Source organism: Bacillus cereus group sp. N31 (assembly GCF_016483245.1).
Lineage (GTDB): Bacteria > Bacillota > Bacilli > Bacillales > Bacillaceae_G > Bacillus_A > Bacillus_A toyonensis.
On record NZ_JAEHCH010000001.1, the window covers coordinates 38,501 to 56,001 of the forward strand.

The window sequence follows — 17,501 nt, forward strand, 5'->3', positions numbered from 1 at the left end:
AAGTAGGGAGTAAAGCGACATGAAAGAAATTGAATTAAAATTAAAAGGTGAAATAAATAGACTAACAAATAGAACATTTAAATTTGACGAACGTGTTGGGGAAGGTTGGTTCTCTGCCGTTTACTTTTTAAAGACTAGAGAAATCATTGAAGAATTTCGCCCGAAAAGTATTGTAACGATGCAATTTTTCCAAAAGGAAAATGCAGTTCTTTGCGGAACAGATGAAGTAATTGCATTGCTGCAAACATTCGCTAAAAATCCTGAGGAACTTGAAATTAACTCTTTAAAAGATGGCGATAATATTAGTCCATTTGAAACAGTGTTAACAATTCATGGTCCTTATGAAAATTTCGGATTTTTAGAAGGTGTCATTGATGGGATTTTAGCTCGTCGTACATCGGTTGCGACAAACGTATATAACGTTGTCCAAGCTGCACGTAGTGTAGATAAAGAAAAACCAGTTATTTTCATGGGAGACCGTGACGATCATTATACACAACAAGCTGGTGACGGTTATGCAGCATACATCGGAGGTATGAGCGCACAAGCGACGCATGCGATGAATGAATGGTGGGGCAGAAGTGGTATGGGGACGATGCCTCACGCATTAATTCAAATGTTTAATGGTGATGTTGTGGAAGCCGCAAAAGCATATCATAAGAAATTCCCAGAAGATGAATTAGTTGTATTAATTGATTACAATAATGATGTCATTACAGATGCACTTCGCGTAGCGCGTGAATTTGGATCAACATTAAAAGGTGTGCGTGTCGATACGTCTCGTACAATGATTGATCAATACTTCATTCGTCACCCAGAAGTACTTGGAACATTCGATCCACGTGGTGTAAACCCATCGCTTGTATTTGCACTTCGTAAAGCACTTGATGAGGAAGGATTCCAGCATGTAGACATCGTTGTAACTGGTGGATTTGATGAGAAGCGTATTCGTGAATTTGAAGCTCAAAACGTGCCTGTGGATATATACGGGGTAGGAAGTAGCTTATTAAAAATGAATATTGGCTTTACTGGTGATAACGTAGAATTAAATGGAAAACCAGAAGCGAAAGCTGGCCGTAAATATCGTCCAAACCCACGTCTAGAGCGTGTTCAATTAGAAACAAGAGAAGATATGTAAAAGAGAGAAAAACTGATAGGTGATTGACCCTATCAGTTTTTCTGTTATCATAGTATAGCGGCTTCTTTTTTGCTATAATGGACTTGATATGGGCATACAAAGAAGTACGTACGAGTTTATCCTGATAAGTGAAGAGAAAGAATAACTTCACTACATCAAAATGTATGATGATTACCAAAATAAGAAAAGATTCATATACTGTCTTATAGATAGGCCGTTGTATTAGTTCGAAATGTTGGAGGTTCTTTAAGATGACAGTTTACCATTTTGTAGGAATTAAAGGAACAGGAATGAGTTCATTAGCACAAATTCTTCATGACATGAAGCATACTGTTCAAGGGTCTGATTATGAAAAGCGTTTCTTTACACAAACAGCGTTGGAAAAGCGTAATATCTCAATCCTTCCTTTTGATAAAAATAATGTTAAAGAAGGACAAGTGATTATTGCAGGAAATGCATTCCCTGATACGCATGAAGAAATCGTAGCAGCGAAAGAATTAAACATCCCAGTACATCGTTACCATCACTTTTTAGGTAACCTTATGAACCAATACACAAGTGTTGCTGTAACTGGTGCACATGGAAAAACATCAACAACAGGTTTGTTAGCCCATGTAATGCAAGGTGCACACCCGACATCTTACCTTATTGGAGATGGAACTGGGCATGGGGTAGAAAATAGTAAGTATTTTGTATTTGAAGCTTGTGAGTATCGTCGTCATTTCTTGTCTTACAATCCAGACTATGCAATTATGACAAATATTGATTTTGATCATCCAGATTATTTTGCAGACATCAATGATGTATTTGGTGCATTCCAAGAGATGGCATTGCAAGTGAAAAAGGGTATTATTGCATGTGGTGATGATGAAGAACTTCAAAAAATTCAAGCGAAAGTACCTGTTATTTTCTATGGATTTGGAGAAGATAATGATTTCCAAGCACGTAACATTCAAAAGAGAACAGATGGTACAATATTCGATGTATTCGTTCGTAATACGTACTATGACACGTTCAAAATTACAGGATACGGCAACCACAGCGTATTAAATGCATTAGCAGTAATCGCGCTTTGCCATTACGAAAATGTTGATGTAGAAGCAGTTAAACATCAATTAACAACTTTTGAAGGCGTAAAACGTCGCTTTAATGAAAAGCCGATGGGAGAGCAAGTTATCATCGATGACTACGCACACCATCCGACAGAAATTAACGCAACGATTGAAGCTGCTCGTCAAAAACACCCAGAGCGTGAAGTTGTCGCTGTATTCCAGCCACATACATTCTCACGTACAGAAAAGTTCTTAGATGAGTTCGCAGAAAGCCTAAGCAAAGCTGACCAAGTATACTTATGTGATATTTTCGGATCAGCACGTGAAAACAAAGGTGACTTAACAATCGAAGATCTGCAAAAGCGTATTGACGGTGCAGAACTAATTACAGATACAACAACGGATGTATTAAAGAAACATAAAAACGGCGTTCTAATTTTCATGGGCGCAGGAGACATCCAAAAATTCGAAGCAGCTTACGTAAAAGAAGTTCAAGTTGCAGAGAAGTAATAGAAAAGACGCATAGCTTGGCTGTGCGTCTTTTTTGTTGTGTTCATATTTTATCCCGCTATTTGTGGGCAGTAAAACTCCCACCTCAAAATTCGGCTTGAGCAAAGAAGTTAGGTGGAAGCACTGCTGCCCGTAAAGCCCGATTGGTGAAGGCTAATAATCAGTAGGGATGAACAAAACCCCCACTGATTAAAGTTTCACTTTATTTACGTATTTATCTTACAACCTAGAGTTAACTCTAGGTTGTAAGATAAATACGTAAAAACAAGGGGGAGAGAACATGTATAAAATCGGTGAAGTAGCAGAGTTAACAGGGATGGGTATTCATACTTTGCGCTATTATGAGAAATTAGGTTTATTGCCACCACCAACGCGAAATAGCGGCATTCGTTAGTATACAGAAGGTGATGTGCGCCTATTGAAATTTTTATATTCATTAAAGCAAACTGGAATGTCATTAGAAGAAATCGCTCAAATTGGTGCAGCGAGAACATCTTTATTTTTTAATTTAGTGCCTGTTGTTACAATGCTTATTTCTTTTATAGAAGGAGTGAATATAACAACCGCACAATGTATAGGGATGATATTAGTTGTTACGGGAGTATTGTATTCTTCCGGTTTTATACAAATAAAATCAAAAGAAAGTGTGAATATTTAACAATTGACATCTATAAGTGTTAGAATAATAAGAAAACTAAAAAGGAGCTATAAAACATGTTCACACTTCGAGTAGACGATGAAATCGAATTACAGTTATTAGAGAAGCATCATAAAGAGGAACTATATCAATTAATAAACCAAAATCGTAACCATTTAAGAAGATGGCTCCCTTGGGTAGATGGGACGAAATCCGCTGATGCTTATGATGAGATCTTTCCAATGTGGTTAAAGAAATTTGCAGAGGGAGACGGTTTTGAAAGTGGTATACGCTACAAAGGGAAGCTCGTTGGAATGGTAGGCATTCATCCAGTAAGCTGGGGGAAGAAAGCGACGAGTCTTGGATATTATCTTACAGAAGATGCTGGTGGGAAAGGCATTATGACGCGTAGCGTAAAGGCTGTACTTCATTATGCATTTGAAAATTTAAAGCTGAATAAAGTTGAAATCAGGTGCGGTGTTGAAAATGTGAAAAGCCGCGCGATTCCAGAACGTTTAGGGTTTAAATTAGATGGTATTTTAAGAGATGATGAATGGATATATGATCATTTTCATGATATTGCTGTTTATAGTTTACTAGCTTCAGAATGGAAGGAAATTCGATGAACGAGAAGATTCATATTATTCCGTATGAAAGTGCGTTTCAAGATGAAGTAGTAGATCTCATTGTTCATATTCAGCAAAAAGAGTACAATGTTCCCATTACGAAAGAAGAGCAGCCAGACTTACTTGAAATAGAAACGTTCTATCAAAGGGATTATGGAAACTTTTGGGTTGCAACTTATGGTGGGAAAGTAGTTGGAACAGTAGCTTTGTTAGATATTGAGAATCAGCAAGTAGCGCTAAGAAAAATGTTCGTAAAAAAAGAATTTCGCGGAAAAGAATGGGGTGCATCACATAAGTTGCTCCAAACAGCAATTTCGTGGGCTGAGAATAAAAAGCTGAAAGATATTTACTTAGGAACGACAGTGAAATTTTTAGCAGCGCATCGTTTTTATGAAAAGAATAATTTCAAAAGTGTGAGTATAGACGAGTTGCCAAAAAGTTTTCCAGTGTTGCAGGTGGATAAGAAATTTTATAGATATATTGTTTAAAAAGGTCGTGTAAAAATGGCCTTTTTTTATGGACTAAAATGGTATAATTTAGGTTGGGAGGGTGCGTGTATGAACATTCCGATTCAAAGAAGTAAGTCAGTAGTAATTTTCGTTAGTCTCACGTTAGCTTTTATGTTTGTATATCCAATTGTCATGATTGTCGCAAATAAAGCGCAGTGGATGTCAGCATTAATTGGGATGGGTTTATGCTTTATTGTAAATGTACCACTCGTTTGGGAAGTGTTTATTAAAAAACATAAAGTAGAAAATGGCGTGCTAAAGTGCGGTATTTTAAATGATGATATCGTATTGAAAGAGATAAGAATAATTCGTCAAGTTGGGAAGTCCCTTGAAATTACGACGAATGCATACAAAGTACATATGATTGCGATGCCGCAAGATATGACGCAGTTTGTATCACTTGTAGAAAAAGAAAATCCAAATGTGAAAATAGAAATGGTAGGGAAGAAATGAAATATGTAAAACCTTTGTTTTGCTTGGAAATTTTGTTCGTGATTGTTGGCTGCACTAGAGTATATATGAAATGGGATCTGCCTTTATATGTTCCGATATTGATTGGTACTATTGCAGTGGCGCTTTTGTATTATTTTCACTTCCAGCAAACAAAAAGCGAGAAAAGTAGCTCAATATAGAGTGAAGATAAAAAAACGCTCGGAAAAAATCCCGAGCGTTTTTATTATTATTTTAAGTTCTCAGGATTTAAAGCTTCTAGTTCAGATACAACGAAGCGTCCGTCTTTACGGATTAGTACGTCGTCGAAATAAATTTCGCCGCCGCCATATTCAGGGCGCTGGATGCATACTAAATCCCAGTGGATGTTAGAGTTGTTGCCGTTCCATGCATCGTCGTAAGCCTGTCCAGGAGTGAAATGGAAGCTACCATCGATTTTTTCATCGAATAGGATGTCTCCCATTGGATGTAAGATGTATGGGTTTACGCCAATTGCGAATTCACCAACGTAGCGTGCACCTTCGTCTGTATCAAAGATTTTGTTAATGCGCTCTGAATCGTTTGCAGTTGCTTCAACGATTTGGCCGTTCTCAAACTTAAGTTGTACATTTTCAAATGTATAACCGTTGTAAGGAGATGGTGTGTTGTAAGAAACTGTACCGTTAACAGAATCACGAACTGGTGCAGAGTATACTTCACCGTCTGGAATGTTTAAATGACCTGAGCATTTAATAGCTGGAATGTCTTTAATAGAGAATGTTAAGTCAGTTCCAGGACCAGTTAGGCGAACTTTATCTGTTTTATTCATTAATGTAACAAGGCTATCCATCGCCTTATCCATTTTACCGTAGTCTAAGTTACATACTTCGAAGTAGAAGTCTTCGAAAGCTTCTGTGCTCATTTTAGCAAGCTGTGCCATAGAAGCATTTGGGTAGCGAAGAACAACCCAGCGTGTTTTCGGAACACGGATGTCTCTATGAACTTTCTTACCAACTGTTTGACCGTGAACTTTCATGCGCTCACTTGGAACGTCAGCTTGTTCGTTAATGTTGTCGCCAGAGCGAAGCCCGATATAAGCGTCCATATCTTTCATTACGCTCGCTTCATATGCGGCGATTTGTTCAAAATGTTCTTCAGTAGCACCCATTAATAAAGAGCGATCTACTTGATGATCTTTTAAAGAAACGAATGGGAAACCACCAGCTGCATATGCTTCTTTTACAAGTGCAGTTACAAGTTCTTTTTGTAAGCCAAAGTTTTCAATTAATACTTTCTCGCCTTTTTGTAAGCGAATAGAGTAGTTAATTAAATTGTATGCTAACTTTTCAATGCGTGGATCTTTCATATGTAAAGCCTCCCTACTAATTATGTATCCTTTCTTATTGTAACCTACTTAGTGGAATTTGTTGAATCATTTATGTTAAAGTTAACGAATAAGTATGAAAATTCTAATGAAAAGATAGGGATTAGAATGAAACGGAAAATGATTGTATAATAGGATAAAGTATGAAAAAAGATAAAGGAAGTGATGAAATGCAAGTTCTTTTATATGTAAGTGCGGCTATTATCGCGGTTGCTTTTGCTGTGTTAGTAGTGTATGTATGTAGAACGTTGTTATCGGTTCAGAAGACGTTAGAAAACGTTGCGAGCACGTTAGAAGGTTTAGAAAAGCAAATGCAAGGAATTAGTGTAGAGACGGAGCAATTATTACATAAAACAAATGCGTTAGCTGATGATATTCAACAGAAGTCGCAATCATTAAATAAAGTGGTAGCAGGTGTAGATGGAATTGGAACAACAATCCATTCTTTAAATACGAAACTTCGTAATGTATCAGAGTCTGTTACGGACGAAATTGAAAATAATGCAGATAAAGTAGCGCAAGTTGTACAGTGGAGTAGTGCGGCGATTGAAGTATACAATCATTACCGTGCATCGAGACAAGAGAAGAAGGTTGAAAAAGAAGAGCGTAAATTAGAAAAAATTGAGAAAAAAGCTGAAAAGAACGAGAAGCGCTCTAGATTTCGTATGAGAGGTGAATCTTGATGAATATGACAAAACTTGAAACAATTGAAGAGCTTGAAGTCTTAGTAGAAAAGAACGAGCCTTATGTTCTTTTTAAACATAGTACGACATGCCCGATTAGTCATGGTGCATACACAGAGTTTCAAGCGTACTGCAATGAAGAAAGAGAAGTTCTAGCGTATTACTTATACGTGCAAGATGCGAGAGATGTTTCGAATCGTGTTGCAGAACAGTACAGTATTAAGCACGAATCACCACAAGTGTTATACATAAAAGATGGGCTAGTAGTATGGAATACTTCTCATTGGAATATTAAAAAAGATGCTTTAGAAGAGAATATAAAGTAAAAAGAAGCAAGCTAAAGGTGCTTGCTTCTTTTTTTTGTTTTTGTTGAAATATATTTAATGGTACACTATGAATAGTTCAAACTAAATAATTAGATTGTTGAAAGTGGGTTTTAAGTAATGAAGAAAATGGCATTATCCTTCGCAGTCGTAAGCTTATTACTGGGAGCTTGTAGTAATAATACGATTAGCAAGAAGGATGAAGTTATACAAAAAGATACAAAAGAAAAAAGTATGATTCCGAGAACTGCTGTTTCTAAAGATTATTATAGAACTGTTATTCCTTTAAAAGAACAAAAGGTTATTAATACAGCTAATATAAAAACAAATTCTAAATTAGATTTAGCAGAGTATGAAAATGGTTTAATGAATATTGCAATGCAACAATTTGATACAGAAAATCACGTATTACAATTAAATCAGTATATTCCAGAGAAGTTAATTGATGAACTAGTCGCGAAAGTAGAAGCACCAGTTTTAACGAATATTATAGAACAAGACTATTTCGGGAAACAGAATTCAAATGAATTAAGTTTATCTGGTGTCATGATTGGTTTATCTATGTCTACAAGTGTATCAAATGAAGAAGCCATTTCTAAAGGTACTGAAGTTGCTAAACAACTTATAGAAGCTATTAATAAAAATGATAAATATAACAAATCTCCAATTACGTTTGCTATTTTCAAACAAGAAAGTACAAGTTCGTTAAAAAATGGTACGTATATTGCTAGTGCTACTGTTCAAAAGAATGATACGAACCTTGGAAGTTGGAATACAATCGATGAAAAAGCGTATTCATATCCTTCTGATGAATTTACACAAGCACATGGAGAAGATAATACAAAAATAAGTGAATTTGGTAAGGCAATAAAAGAGTTTTCTCCTGGAGATTTTATCCCAGTTAATGCTAAAGTTACTTATAAGAAAAATCAAATGGATACATTAAATATGAATATTGTTATTAAATATAATGGTAAAACAGAATTAATGGCTCTTACTCAAATGGCTGCTCAAGGTATGTTAGAGAAATTGCCTAAAGATGCGAAAGTACAATTACAAATAAAGTCCGAGAGTAAAATCGAGGCAGTTATTGTAAAAGAGAAAAACAGCGATAAACCGTTTGTTTCCTTCTTGTAAAAAAAGACAGTTTTAAACTGTCTTTTTTTATTGTGAGTGAAAATGTTCGATGTTTTTTTATAGTAATTCATTGCGGTATATCGTGTGATAATTGTATGTGTACCAGCTATAATAAGTTGTCTTTATGCGAACAAGGTATTCGCACGTATGAAAGAGCGACGTGTAATACGCTTAATATCTCCGCTGTATCGATTTTAAAGAAAGAAACACATTTACCTATCGTTGTCGATGTTACGCATTCTACAGGGCAACGTGACCTTCTGCCACCAGCTGCAAAAGCAGCGATGGCAATTGGTGCAGATGTAGCGCAGCAAATGAATATCTCACAGTTCAATGATTTTATGAAAGAATTAAAAGTATTTGGAAGTAAATCACAAAAAAGAAATAAGCATTCCAAAAAACATTTTGGAACAGTTTCCTCTCTATTATATAGTGCCTGTTGTGTTCGATTTTTGTTGGTAAATCGATATGTTTAAAAAATTGCTCATATAATTTGAGTTGCAATCGATATATGCGAAAAATCGCTCATATAATTTGAGTTGTGGTCGAAATATGCGGATAATCGCCGATATAATTTGAGGTGTGGTCAATATATTTGAAAAATCGCTCATATCAATTTCATTTACTATCGTACGGTTTAAAATAAGGTTTCTACTTATGAAACATCTATATTTTTACAAAAAATACCCTTTTTTTCATAAAAAATACGAAAATACGAGAAAAGAAGCGAATTTTTTCGAAACTTTTGCGGGAAAATATTGTATGAGCCTGCGTTTTTATCGTATCATTAGTAAAAGGAAGAACTCGGGACGATTGGTGGCATCTGCAAATAGAGTTGATGTCTTTTTTTCATTCAAGTAACCGATACATAAAAATAGATAACAAAAATAGAAGGAGTGTGCGATGAGATGAACGTAACAATCTATGATGTAGCGCGCGAAGCGAACGTTTCAATGGCTACCGTATCTCGCGTTGTGAACGGTAACCCAAATGTAAAGCCTACAACAAGAAAGAAAGTATTAGAAGCAATTGATCGTTTAGGATACCGCCCAAATGCGGTAGCACGTGGACTAGCAAGTAAGAAGACAACTACAGTGGGTGTTATTATTCCTGATATCTCAAATACGTTTTATGCAGAACTTGCTCGTGGAATTGAAGATATCGCAACAATGTACAAATATAACATCATTTTAAGTAACTCTGACCAAAACAAAGAGAAAGAGTTCCATTTATTAAATACGATGCTTGGAAAACAAGTAGACGGAATTGTTTTCATGGGTGAAGATATTACAGACATTCACATTGAAGAATTTAAAAAGTCTCCAGTACCGATTGTATTAGCAGCATCATTTGATGAGCAAAATGAAACGCCATCAGTAAATATTGATTATACACAAGCAGCTTACGATGCAATGAAGCACTTTATTGAGCAAGGATATAAACGTATCGGTTTCGTCTCTGGTCCTTTCATTGATAAAGCGGGAAGCGCTAAAAAGTTACAAGGTTATAAAAAAGCTTTAGAAGAAGCAAGTATTTCATATGATGAAAATCTTGTAATCGATGGAGATTACACATATGATTCAGGTATCGAAGCATTCGAAAAGCTTTGGAGCATGGATGAAAAGCCAACAGCTATCTTCGTATCTTCTGATGAAATGGCACTAGGTGTAATCCACGCAGCTCAAGATGCTGGATTAAACGTACCAACTGATATAGAAGTACTTGGCTTTGATAATACACGCCTTGCACTAATGGTACGCCCGCAGCTTTCAACAGTTGTACAGCCAATGTATGATATCGGTGCAGTAGCAATGCGTTTATTAACAAAGTATATGAACAAAGAAAAAGTGGAAGATCACACTGTTATCTTACCTCACCGTATCCAATTTAGAAATTCAACGAAGTAAGTATAAAAAAGCTCACAGCGATTGCTGTGAGCTTTTATTCGTATTCAGGATAGTATTTTTTAACTACTGTATCTACAGTTTCATTTTTCTTAACGTGTAAAAATCTTGCGTACAATTCTTTTCCTGTCTCAAATGGCGTTTCATCTAACTCAAAAACATGAAGTGCTTTTTGAAACTTCCATGTTACTTGTTGATCGTATACATTATCGTACGTATTTTCTGATTGTATAGCGATCTTTTTCCCTAGATCATGAGCTTCCTCTAAACTGTTCGCTTTAACGAGAATGATACTTTCTTCAAAAAGCGTATCGTGATTCTCTTCATAATGCTCATCTATCTTACTAGGATTAGGCTCACCTGAATGAACAGATTCAAACAATAATTTTACAGCGTACATTTGGGAAATATCCTTATGCCGAATGTTTCACTTTATAAACAATACTTGCTACAAGTGAAGCTGGTATTGTAAATACGTTACTTTGATAATGGTAATGTACTTGGGATTCTTCATAAGACATTTTGTGCGACATTCATTTTTTGCTGTTTTTCTTTGAACATCTTAATGTAGTTATACTGTATTGGGACGAGAATGATGAAATAGGCTAATACGATTAGTGAAATCCATATCAGTATGAACACTCCCTTACAAAGAATATTTCTATATAACAATTATATCAATAAAAGGGAAAAACAACCATTTATTTGTAACGGAAATTGATTTTCTTCCTGCAATGTTATTCTAGGCTATAATATAGAATAGGATCCCTTGTTATATGTCACATAAGTGCAAATTCAACTATTATAGGGCAATGTCATGTATAATAGAAAGAAAAGGTTTGTGAGGGGGGAGAAAAGATGATCATTCTTTGGATAATTACGCTTTGCACGACTGCTTTTTTTGCATATATGACGTTAAAACAAAATGGCTTAAAGCGATTTGTTCCAGGAAGTATTCTTGCAGGAATTGCCCTTATCACGTATGTAATTTCTATTTTTACTGAAAGTGTATCAGTGGACATGAGCACAAGTTTAATGTTCATCGGTATTACACTATTTGCAGGTAGTATTATGGTACTTATGGTTGCTGGTATTATTTTATTTATTCATATGAATTCGGAAACGTTATAACATATAAAAAAGGCATGTCCCGAGAGGGGCATGCCTTTTTATCCGTTCAATTATGCTCTATCTTTAGAAGAATTTTGTTGTTTTAATAAGTCGCGAATTTCGCCAAGAAGTTCTTCTTCTTTTGTTGGTTCTGGAATTTCTTCTGTTTTTTCTTCTTCTCTTTTAGAAGTTAGTTTGTTGAATACTTTAACAAACATAAAGATAGCAGCTGCAATAATTAAGAAGTCAAAAATTGTTTGGATGAAGTTACCATACATAATAGATGACTTACCAAATGTGATTTTTAAATCTGTAAAGTCAACGCCACCTAATACCATACCAAGTAATGGTGTGATGATATCTTTTACTAAAGAACTAACGATTTTACCGAATGCAGCACCGATTACAACCCCGACAGCTAAATCAATTACATTCCCTTTGAAAGCGAACTTTTTAAACTCGTTCCACATGTGTTAATCCCATCCTTTCCACGTTTCATTATGAAATTTATAATTCCTATCAACATATTCTATAGAAATTTACGAGAGAAATAAAGGGGAAATGGGAATGAAAGTAAATTCTGAAAAATGTATCCGTTTTAAATTTTATTTACTTTGTCAAGTAGAGTTTGTAGCATTTGTTGCGTTTTTAATCCTTCTAATCCATCTACAACAGGCTTCGTATCTCCGTGTACACATTCAATAAAATGATGAACAGCATCTTCAAAACCACGCTGCTTTAACGTCGTTTCCCATGAGGGAGAACCGCTTTGTGAAACGGAATTTTCCTGTTCGATTTCAAATGTATTCATATTTTTTACGCGAATGATTTTTCCTGCTGTTACAAGTTCAATTTGTTCTAAATTTGTACCAGCATGGCGGTGCATTGCTGTTGAAAGTAATAGTCCGTTTGTTGTTGTATATGTATGATGGCCGTAAAGAAGTTCATTTTTCTCATTTATTTGCATCATATTATGAACGACGTTAAGGTCATCATTAGCTAACCAGCGAGCAGTATCTACAATATGTAAATAATCATCTAACATAGTAAAGTCGTACGTATTTGGCCCCACTTTATTTGTACGGTGTTTTTCAATTCGAATCCATGAAATAGCATTAGCCTGTTCTTTTGCAGCAACGTACATAGGAACGAAGCGGCGGTTAAATCCGACCATTAATTTTCGATTGTATTTTTCGCTCAATTCGACTAGTTTTTCAGCTTGTTCTACTGTAGCTGCTAACGGCTTATCTACATAAACATCGATTCCTTTTTTCAGAAGTTCAGAAACGATTTCATAATGTGTAGCAGTGGAACTATGAACGAAAACTGCATCACATTCTGAAGCTAACGTTTCAATAGAATGAAAGTCTTGAATACGGTATTGCTGACAAATTTGTTTTCTTTTTTCCGCGTTAGGTGTAAATGCCCCAACAAAATGCCAATCTAATTCTTTCGTAAGTGTTGGAAGATATGCCTTTTGTGCAATACTTCCAAGTCCAATCATCCCAATTTTAGGTTTATTCATTTGTATTCCCACCCTATCAATATTGATGTAACGGGTTAAATGTAGCATAGGGTGGGGGAGGAAGGCAAAAGTTAGCTTTTTACTTACGTCCTTCTACTAGAATCTTCTCTATCTCTTCAAAATTATGAGCACGAGCATGCTCTAGTGGGGTGACACCATCATTATCGGGAATGTTTACATCTGCGCCGTGTTCAATGAGCAGGCGAATGACTTGTTGTTGTGTTTCATCGCCGTTACTTAGTACGATAGCTTCCATTAAAGCTGTCCATCCGAGATTATTGACATGGTTTACATCGATATTTGTTCGCGTGAGGAGTTCTTTTATAACAGTAATATAGCCATGTTCTGAGGCTGGGATAAGAGCTGTTCCACCGTAACGATTCGTAAGCGCTGGATCCGCACCAGCGTATAGAAATGGATTGTTTTTTATATTATCTTGGATATTTACATCGGCGCCAGCATCGATAAGAGCTTTCGCGGTCTTTATATCATTTTTGTATGTGGCAATCATAAGCGGGGTGCGTCCTTGACTATCCGTTGCATTTATATTTGCTCCTTGTTTTAATAAAGATATAACAGTGTTCGTTTCGTTTTTTTCAGTAGCTGCTAGTAGTGCAGTCTCCATGTTTGTCATCTCCTTTTTTACTTCTTGTTCTTGCGAGCATCCTTGTAAAAAAATTACACAACATATCATGCTTAATGTTTTTTTGAACATGGAATTTCAACCTCCTAATTTCAACTGTAAAATAAGAACATTAAATTTTTATAAACTGACGCTAAAATTACTATAAAATCGCTTGAGTAATTGAACATATATTTTTATGCTTATGAATATGAAAGTTGAATCAATCGGGCGTTTACGGGTAGCCCGACTTTCATCTAACTTTTTGTTTTAACCGAATTTTGAGGTGGAAGTCTTACTGCCCACAAATAGCGTGATAAAGTGAGGATGTAAATGATGTCTATTAAAACAAGATTTTTATTTTCTTATATCGCTGTTATTCTCGTCTCCATTACGCTTATTTTAGTTGCGGGATTTTTAATTGTATTTTCCATAACAGGTGACTTGGAAGCAGTGAAAAATTTTTATAAAAGTTCTTATATTCAAAAGCCGCTGACTCCAGAAGAAGAGAATGCGTATCTTGAATTGAAAGGAGCGGCAAAGCAACATCAATATCAACTATTAGATGAATCGTTCGTTGCATCACTTGAAAAAGAAGGTGTGAAAATAGTTGTAAGAAAGGGAGAAACCATTTCTTATGCTACAAAGGGTTTTGAAAGTTCGACTGTAACAGAAGCCCTTCCGAAATTTGAAGCAGCAAATATTAATAGTCGTGGTACAACGGAACTAGGCGATACATTTTATCGGTATGTAAAATTTGATTTTTCTTTTCAAAATAATGAAGAAGGGAGTATATTTGTACTAAAAAAGCAAAGTTCGTTTGTAGATCTTACACAAAAATTATTTCCGATTTTGTTCGTAGCACTTTTACTGTTAGCCATTTTGCTCATTGGGTTAGTAAGCTATTTCGTCTCAAAAAGTGTGATAAAACCAATCTTTGTATTGAAAGATGCGACGGAGAGAATTAAAGAAGGGAATTTAGAATTTCAAATTCCAGTTACATCGCATGATGAAATAGGTCAATTGAATCAAGGGTTTGAGGAAATGAGGAAGAAGTTAAAAGAGTCGATTGAAGTACAAACGCAGTATGAAGAAAATCGAAAAGAGCTCATTTCAAACATTTCCCATGATTTGAAAACACCGATTACATCTATTATCGGATATGTGGAAGGAATAAAGGACGGGGTAGCAAATACCCCGGAAAAAATGGATAAGTATTTAACAACGATTCATACGAAAGCAAAACATATGGATACACTCATTGATGAACTATTTTTATTTTCGAAGCTCGATTTGAATCGAGTCCCATTCCAGTTTGAAACGGTTGAATTAAATATGTTTATGCAGGAATTAATAGAAGAGATGCAGATGGATTTAAGTGAAGAAGGTATAGAAGTGTACTTACAATTACATCCATCACCACTATATGTAACGGCTGATTGCGAAAAGATAAATAGAGTGATATCAAATTTAATTCATAATAGTGTGAAATACATGGATAAAGAAGAGAAAAAAATTGCTGTAACAGTATCGAGTGATAACGATAAAGTTATTGTGAAAGTGATGGACAATGGATCAGGTATAGAATCTGATACACTTCCTTATATTTTTGAACGGTTTTATCGTGCAGAGCAATCTCGAAACTCTAGCACAGGTGGAAGTGGACTTGGTTTAGCGATTGCGAAGCAAATTGTGGAAGAACATGGCGGGGAAATTTGGGCGGAAAGCGAGCCTAGAGAAGGCACAAGCATTTTCTTCTCATTGGAAAAAGTAGAGAAATGTGGTGAGTAAATTGAAAAGAATCTTACTAATAGAAGATGAAGTAAGTATTGCAGAATTACAGCGAGATTATTTAGAAATTAGTGATTTTCAAGTTGATGTAGAGCATTCTGGAGAAATAGGCTTACAAATGGCCTTGCAAGAAGACTATGATTTAATTATTTTAGATATTATGCTTCCGAAAATGAACGGATTCGAAATTTGTAAACAAATACGTGCTATAAAAGATATTCCGATTTTACTTGTTTCAGCTAAAAAAGAAGATATAGATAAAATTCGTGGACTCGGATTAGGAGCGGATGATTATATAACGAAACCGTTTAGCCCAAGTGAATTAGTTGCAAGGGTAAAGGCACATATTTCTCGTTATGAAAGATTATCAGGAAATGTAAGTAAGCAACGTGATACGTTATATATTCATGGAATCTCTATCGATCAACGAGCGAGGAAAGTTTTTATAAACAATGAAGAAATCGCGTTTACAACGAAGGAATTTGATTTATTAACATTCTTTGTAACGCACCCAAACCAAGTATTAAATAAAGAACAGTTATTTGAACGCATTTGGGGATTAGATTCTGCTGGCGATTTAGCTACTGTTGTCGTTCACATTAGAAAGTTACGTGAAAAAATTGAAAGAGATCCTGCCCACCCGCAATATATTGAAACGGTATGGGGAGCTGGTTATCGTTTTAATGTGTAGTAAACCTGTCAAAGTGTTGACAGGTTTTTTATATGCGTAATAGTGTATTACACTTATGATTTGAATTTGAAAGGGAATATTAGGTAATTCGTGTTAAAATATAAAGAGAAATAAAACGCAGGATGGTTTGAGAGGAAGTGTTAGGTTTTGGGGGATGTATGAAAGAATATTAAATCAAACAAGGCTTTAAAGATTGGGACTAATATCATACTTATTTTATTAATTATTGGTGCAATACAAATGTTTTATGATAAAGATTATACAAATGACCATTTAGGTGGATTATTTTTGGTGGCTTTTTGGATGGTTAGAAGTATGTTTGGTATTACAATCAGCGTAAAAGAAGGAGATAAAAAGTCAGTATTTATTGATTTAGGTTTAGTCCTTTTTTCTTTTTATCTTTTATTTTATTATAGTATGAAGTTTTTCTTCTAAAAAATAAAGCTCAAAGTCATATAGAGACTTTGAGCTTTTATTAGTACATTAGTCTGTGAATTCATATGTTATTTATTTAGATTTTTTTAATAGTAACTGAACTCAAAACTGGATTTTTCCTGTTATAACGTTTTGTAAAATTCTTGTGTGATAGAAATAAAGTGGATAGCCTCTTCTAAAAAAGGATAATGGTTACTGTCCTCAAATGGAATAAAGATAGAATTACGTATACCCTCATGCATCTCGATAGAATATTGAATTGGGCACTGCACATCGTGTCGTCCGCACATAATAAGTGTCTTTGTTTTAATAGAAGGTAAAGACTCTCTTAAATCAAATGAAGAATATTCATGAGCGAAAGCGTTCATCCGGCTGGTGGACATTGTTTTTTTGATCGGTCTACAAAAATAAAAGTTATAGTTTTCTGGTTTATACAATGATAATTTTGTTCTCTTAGTAGATAGTTCTTTCCGTTCTTCACTTGTAAGGTAAGGGCTTTTTAAGTTTTCGATGAGCTCTTGCATATAATGAAACTGTGGATGTTCTGGATGATAAATGCAAAATGGTGTTTCGGCATAGTTACTTGCTGCAGCTCCTGCTACGACTAATGATTGTAAGGAATTCGGATATGTAATCGCATACAAAAGTCCAAGCATACCACCTGTTGAATGACCGGCGAAATGCCATGTTGGAAGTTGTGATGCTTCTCGTATTGCTTCTAAGTCGTGGATTGTTTCAATCATGCTTAATTCGTTTTCTGACTGGGCGGTTACAGAGCTACCGGCATCTCGTAAATTAATGAGAAATACACGATGCGTAGCAGTAAAAACATCCGCAAAGTAATCACCAGTTTCATTAAATTGTGAATAATGGTGTGTAACACAAAGCGGTTCACCATTCCCTTTTATAAAGAGTTCAAATGTACCACGTTTCGTGCGGAGCATTTGTCGTTTCCACATAATATCACGACCTTTTCTCATAAAAGTTGGGCCAGG

20 protein-coding genes and 4 pseudogenes are annotated in these 17,501 nt (G+C 35.3%); 17 read left to right on the plus strand and 7 right to left on the minus strand.

The window, feature by feature from the left end; all coding sequences use genetic code 11:
* Window positions 1–19 precede the first annotated feature (19 nt).
* The 8 genes and pseudogenes from JDS81_RS00205 (at window position 20) to JDS81_RS00240 (ending at window position 5,104) form a co-directional block, all read left to right on the plus strand.
* A complete protein-coding gene (locus JDS81_RS00205; protein ID WP_000658377.1) occupies window positions 20–1,138 on the plus strand; it encodes a nicotinate phosphoribosyltransferase in 1,119 nt (372 codons plus the stop codon).
* A gap of 251 nt (window positions 1,139–1,389) precedes the next feature.
* On the plus strand, window positions 1,390–2,700 hold the full coding sequence (gene murC, locus JDS81_RS00210; RefSeq protein ID WP_097952232.1) for a UDP-N-acetylmuramate--L-alanine ligase: 1,311 nt from the start codon (window positions 1,390–1,392) through the stop codon (window positions 2,698–2,700).
* A 280-nt stretch (window positions 2,701–2,980) separates the two neighbouring features.
* Window positions 2,981–3,184 (plus strand): annotated as a pseudogene (locus JDS81_RS30870) (MerR family transcriptional regulator); the annotation flags it as partial.
* Window positions 3,167–3,358 (plus strand): annotated as a pseudogene (locus tag JDS81_RS30875) (EamA/RhaT family transporter); the annotation flags it as partial. The pseudogenes JDS81_RS30870 and JDS81_RS30875, both read left to right, overlap by 18 nt.
* Window positions 3,359–3,414: 56 nt before the next feature.
* Window positions 3,415–3,963 carry a GNAT family N-acetyltransferase gene (locus JDS81_RS00225; protein WP_097952233.1) on the plus strand — a complete coding sequence of 183 codons (549 nt, stop codon included), beginning with the start codon at window positions 3,415–3,417 and terminating at the stop codon, window positions 3,961–3,963.
* Complete coding sequence (locus JDS81_RS00230) at window positions 3,960–4,451, plus strand: GNAT family N-acetyltransferase (protein WP_097952234.1); 492 nt, start codon at window positions 3,960–3,962, stop codon at window positions 4,449–4,451. The genes JDS81_RS00225 and JDS81_RS00230 overlap by 4 nt, the downstream gene beginning before the upstream one ends.
* A 69-nt stretch (window positions 4,452–4,520) precedes the next feature.
* Window positions 4,521–4,925, plus strand: a complete 405-nt coding sequence (locus JDS81_RS00235) for a PH domain-containing protein (protein ID WP_097952235.1) — start codon at window positions 4,521–4,523, stop codon at window positions 4,923–4,925.
* Complete coding sequence (locus tag JDS81_RS00240; protein ID WP_081339638.1) at window positions 4,922–5,104, plus strand: hypothetical protein; 183 nt, start codon at window positions 4,922–4,924, stop codon at window positions 5,102–5,104. The genes JDS81_RS00235 and JDS81_RS00240 overlap by 4 nt, the downstream gene beginning before the upstream one ends.
* 47 nt (window positions 5,105–5,151) lie before the next feature.
* Here JDS81_RS00240 and JDS81_RS00245 read toward each other — a convergent pair whose 3' ends face one another.
* The gene (locus JDS81_RS00245) at window positions 5,152–6,267 is read right to left on the minus strand and encodes an aminopeptidase (RefSeq protein WP_000654730.1); all 1,116 of its coding nucleotides are present in this window, start codon (window positions 6,265–6,267) and stop codon (window positions 5,152–5,154) included.
* A gap of 188 nt (window positions 6,268–6,455) precedes the next feature.
* Here JDS81_RS00245 and JDS81_RS00250 point away from each other — a divergent pair, with 188 nt between their 5' ends.
* The 5 genes and pseudogenes from JDS81_RS00250 (at window position 6,456) to ccpA (ending at window position 10,335) form a co-directional block, all read left to right on the plus strand.
* Window positions 6,456–6,968: a DUF948 domain-containing protein gene (locus JDS81_RS00250; protein WP_033657337.1), complete on the plus strand. Its 513-nt coding sequence runs from the start codon at window positions 6,456–6,458 to the stop codon at window positions 6,966–6,968.
* Window positions 6,968–7,294 carry a bacillithiol system redox-active protein YtxJ gene (gene ytxJ / locus JDS81_RS00255; protein ID WP_142312520.1) on the plus strand — a complete coding sequence of 109 codons (327 nt, stop codon included), beginning with the start codon at window positions 6,968–6,970 and terminating at the stop codon, window positions 7,292–7,294. The genes JDS81_RS00250 and ytxJ overlap by 1 nt, the downstream gene beginning before the upstream one ends.
* A 117-nt stretch (window positions 7,295–7,411) precedes the next feature.
* Window positions 7,412–8,428 (plus strand): CamS family sex pheromone protein, encoded by a 1,017-nt coding sequence (locus JDS81_RS00260; RefSeq protein WP_000738035.1) that lies wholly within the window; start codon window positions 7,412–7,414, stop codon window positions 8,426–8,428.
* 95 nt (window positions 8,429–8,523) lie between these two features.
* Window positions 8,524–8,799, plus strand: a pseudogene (locus JDS81_RS00265) (bifunctional 3-deoxy-7-phosphoheptulonate synthase/chorismate mutase); the annotation flags it as partial.
* 537 nt (window positions 8,800–9,336) lie between these two features.
* Complete coding sequence (gene ccpA / locus JDS81_RS00270; RefSeq protein WP_097952237.1) at window positions 9,337–10,335, plus strand: catabolite control protein A; 999 nt, start codon at window positions 9,337–9,339, stop codon at window positions 10,333–10,335.
* A 34-nt stretch (window positions 10,336–10,369) separates the two neighbouring features.
* Here ccpA and JDS81_RS00275 read toward each other — a convergent pair whose 3' ends face one another.
* Together JDS81_RS00275 and JDS81_RS00280 are read right to left on the minus strand one after the other, a co-directional pair.
* Entirely contained in the window at window positions 10,370–10,732 is a 363-nt protein-coding gene (locus tag JDS81_RS00275; protein ID WP_097952238.1) for a DUF4288 domain-containing protein, read from the minus strand.
* Window positions 10,733–10,745: 13 nt separating this feature from the next.
* Window positions 10,746–10,965: pseudogene (locus JDS81_RS00280) on the minus strand (DUF3949 domain-containing protein).
* Window positions 10,966–11,190: 225 nt separating this feature from the next.
* Between JDS81_RS00280 and JDS81_RS00285 the strand changes: the two are divergent.
* A complete protein-coding gene (locus JDS81_RS00285; RefSeq protein ID WP_000585028.1) occupies window positions 11,191–11,463 on the plus strand; it encodes a DUF3917 domain-containing protein in 273 nt (90 codons plus the stop codon).
* 50 nt (window positions 11,464–11,513) lie between these two features.
* Here the strand turns inward: JDS81_RS00285 and mscL are convergent, their stop codons facing one another.
* The 3 genes from mscL to JDS81_RS00300 all read right to left on the minus strand — a co-directional run bounded on the left by mscL (window position 11,514) and on the right by JDS81_RS00300 (window position 13,682).
* Window positions 11,514–11,912 carry a large-conductance mechanosensitive channel protein MscL gene (gene mscL / locus JDS81_RS00290; protein ID WP_000267005.1) on the minus strand — a complete coding sequence of 133 codons (399 nt, stop codon included), beginning with the start codon at window positions 11,910–11,912 and terminating at the stop codon, window positions 11,514–11,516.
* A 128-nt stretch (window positions 11,913–12,040) separates the two neighbouring features.
* On the minus strand, window positions 12,041–12,967 hold the full coding sequence (locus JDS81_RS00295; protein WP_097952239.1) for a Gfo/Idh/MocA family protein: 927 nt from the start codon (window positions 12,965–12,967) through the stop codon (window positions 12,041–12,043).
* A gap of 79 nt (window positions 12,968–13,046) precedes the next feature.
* Window positions 13,047–13,682 (minus strand): ankyrin repeat domain-containing protein, encoded by a 636-nt coding sequence (locus tag JDS81_RS00300; protein ID WP_199688492.1) that lies wholly within the window; start codon window positions 13,680–13,682, stop codon window positions 13,047–13,049.
* 243 nt (window positions 13,683–13,925) lie between these two features.
* Here JDS81_RS00300 and JDS81_RS00305 point away from each other — a divergent pair, with 243 nt between their 5' ends.
* The 3 genes from JDS81_RS00305 to JDS81_RS00315 all read left to right on the plus strand — a co-directional run bounded on the left by JDS81_RS00305 (window position 13,926) and on the right by JDS81_RS00315 (window position 16,506).
* On the plus strand, window positions 13,926–15,380 hold the full coding sequence (locus tag JDS81_RS00305; RefSeq protein ID WP_000023853.1) for a sensor histidine kinase: 1,455 nt from the start codon (window positions 13,926–13,928) through the stop codon (window positions 15,378–15,380).
* A 1-nt stretch (window position 15,381) separates the two neighbouring features.
* Complete coding sequence (locus JDS81_RS00310) at window positions 15,382–16,071, plus strand: response regulator transcription factor (RefSeq protein WP_002039721.1); 690 nt, start codon at window positions 15,382–15,384, stop codon at window positions 16,069–16,071.
* A 168-nt stretch (window positions 16,072–16,239) separates the two neighbouring features.
* Entirely contained in the window at window positions 16,240–16,506 is a 267-nt protein-coding gene (locus tag JDS81_RS00315; protein WP_033665756.1) for a hypothetical protein, read from the plus strand.
* Window positions 16,507–16,628: 122 nt separating this feature from the next.
* Here JDS81_RS00315 and JDS81_RS00320 read toward each other — a convergent pair whose 3' ends face one another.
* Entirely contained in the window at window positions 16,629–17,486 is an 858-nt protein-coding gene (locus JDS81_RS00320; RefSeq protein ID WP_142311453.1) for an alpha/beta fold hydrolase, read from the minus strand.
* Between the last annotated feature and the right edge of the window lie 15 nt (window positions 17,487–17,501).

What these genes read in the sequence shown, in the direction of transcription:
- JDS81_RS00305 (WP_000023853.1), top strand. Translation starts at nt 13,926, where the DNA reads ATGTCTATTAAAACAAGATTTTTATTTTCTTATATCGCTGTTATTCTC.
- JDS81_RS00205 (WP_000658377.1), top strand. Translation starts at nt 20, where the DNA reads ATGAAAGAAATTGAATTAAAATTAAAAGGTGAAATAAATAGACTAACA.
- ytxJ (WP_142312520.1), top strand. Translation starts at nt 6,968, where the DNA reads ATGAATATGACAAAACTTGAAACAATTGAAGAGCTTGAAGTCTTAGTA.
- JDS81_RS00300 (WP_199688492.1), bottom strand. Translation starts at nt 13,682, where the DNA reads ATGTTCAAAAAAACATTAAGCATGATATGTTGTGTAATTTTTTTACAA.
- murC (WP_097952232.1), top strand. Translation starts at nt 1,390, where the DNA reads ATGACAGTTTACCATTTTGTAGGAATTAAAGGAACAGGAATGAGTTCA.
- JDS81_RS00295 (WP_097952239.1), bottom strand. Translation starts at nt 12,967, where the DNA reads ATGAATAAACCTAAAATTGGGATGATTGGACTTGGAAGTATTGCACAA.
- mscL (WP_000267005.1), bottom strand. Translation starts at nt 11,912, where the DNA reads ATGTGGAACGAGTTTAAAAAGTTCGCTTTCAAAGGGAATGTAATTGAT.
- JDS81_RS00260 (WP_000738035.1), top strand. Translation starts at nt 7,412, where the DNA reads ATGAAGAAAATGGCATTATCCTTCGCAGTCGTAAGCTTATTACTGGGA.
- JDS81_RS00230 (WP_097952234.1), top strand. Translation starts at nt 3,960, where the DNA reads ATGAACGAGAAGATTCATATTATTCCGTATGAAAGTGCGTTTCAAGAT.
- JDS81_RS00275 (WP_097952238.1), bottom strand. Translation starts at nt 10,732, where the DNA reads ATGTACGCTGTAAAATTATTGTTTGAATCTGTTCATTCAGGTGAGCCT.
- ccpA (WP_097952237.1), top strand. Translation starts at nt 9,337, where the DNA reads ATGAACGTAACAATCTATGATGTAGCGCGCGAAGCGAACGTTTCAATG.
- JDS81_RS00245 (WP_000654730.1), bottom strand. Translation starts at nt 6,267, where the DNA reads ATGAAAGATCCACGCATTGAAAAGTTAGCATACAATTTAATTAACTAC.
- JDS81_RS00285 (WP_000585028.1), top strand. Translation starts at nt 11,191, where the DNA reads ATGATCATTCTTTGGATAATTACGCTTTGCACGACTGCTTTTTTTGCA.
- JDS81_RS00235 (WP_097952235.1), top strand. Translation starts at nt 4,521, where the DNA reads ATGAACATTCCGATTCAAAGAAGTAAGTCAGTAGTAATTTTCGTTAGT.
- JDS81_RS00320 (WP_142311453.1), bottom strand. Translation starts at nt 17,486, where the DNA reads ATGAGAAAAGGTCGTGATATTATGTGGAAACGACAAATGCTCCGCACG.
- JDS81_RS00240 (WP_081339638.1), top strand. Translation starts at nt 4,922, where the DNA reads ATGAAATATGTAAAACCTTTGTTTTGCTTGGAAATTTTGTTCGTGATT.
- JDS81_RS00225 (WP_097952233.1), top strand. Translation starts at nt 3,415, where the DNA reads ATGTTCACACTTCGAGTAGACGATGAAATCGAATTACAGTTATTAGAG.
- JDS81_RS00250 (WP_033657337.1), top strand. Translation starts at nt 6,456, where the DNA reads ATGCAAGTTCTTTTATATGTAAGTGCGGCTATTATCGCGGTTGCTTTT.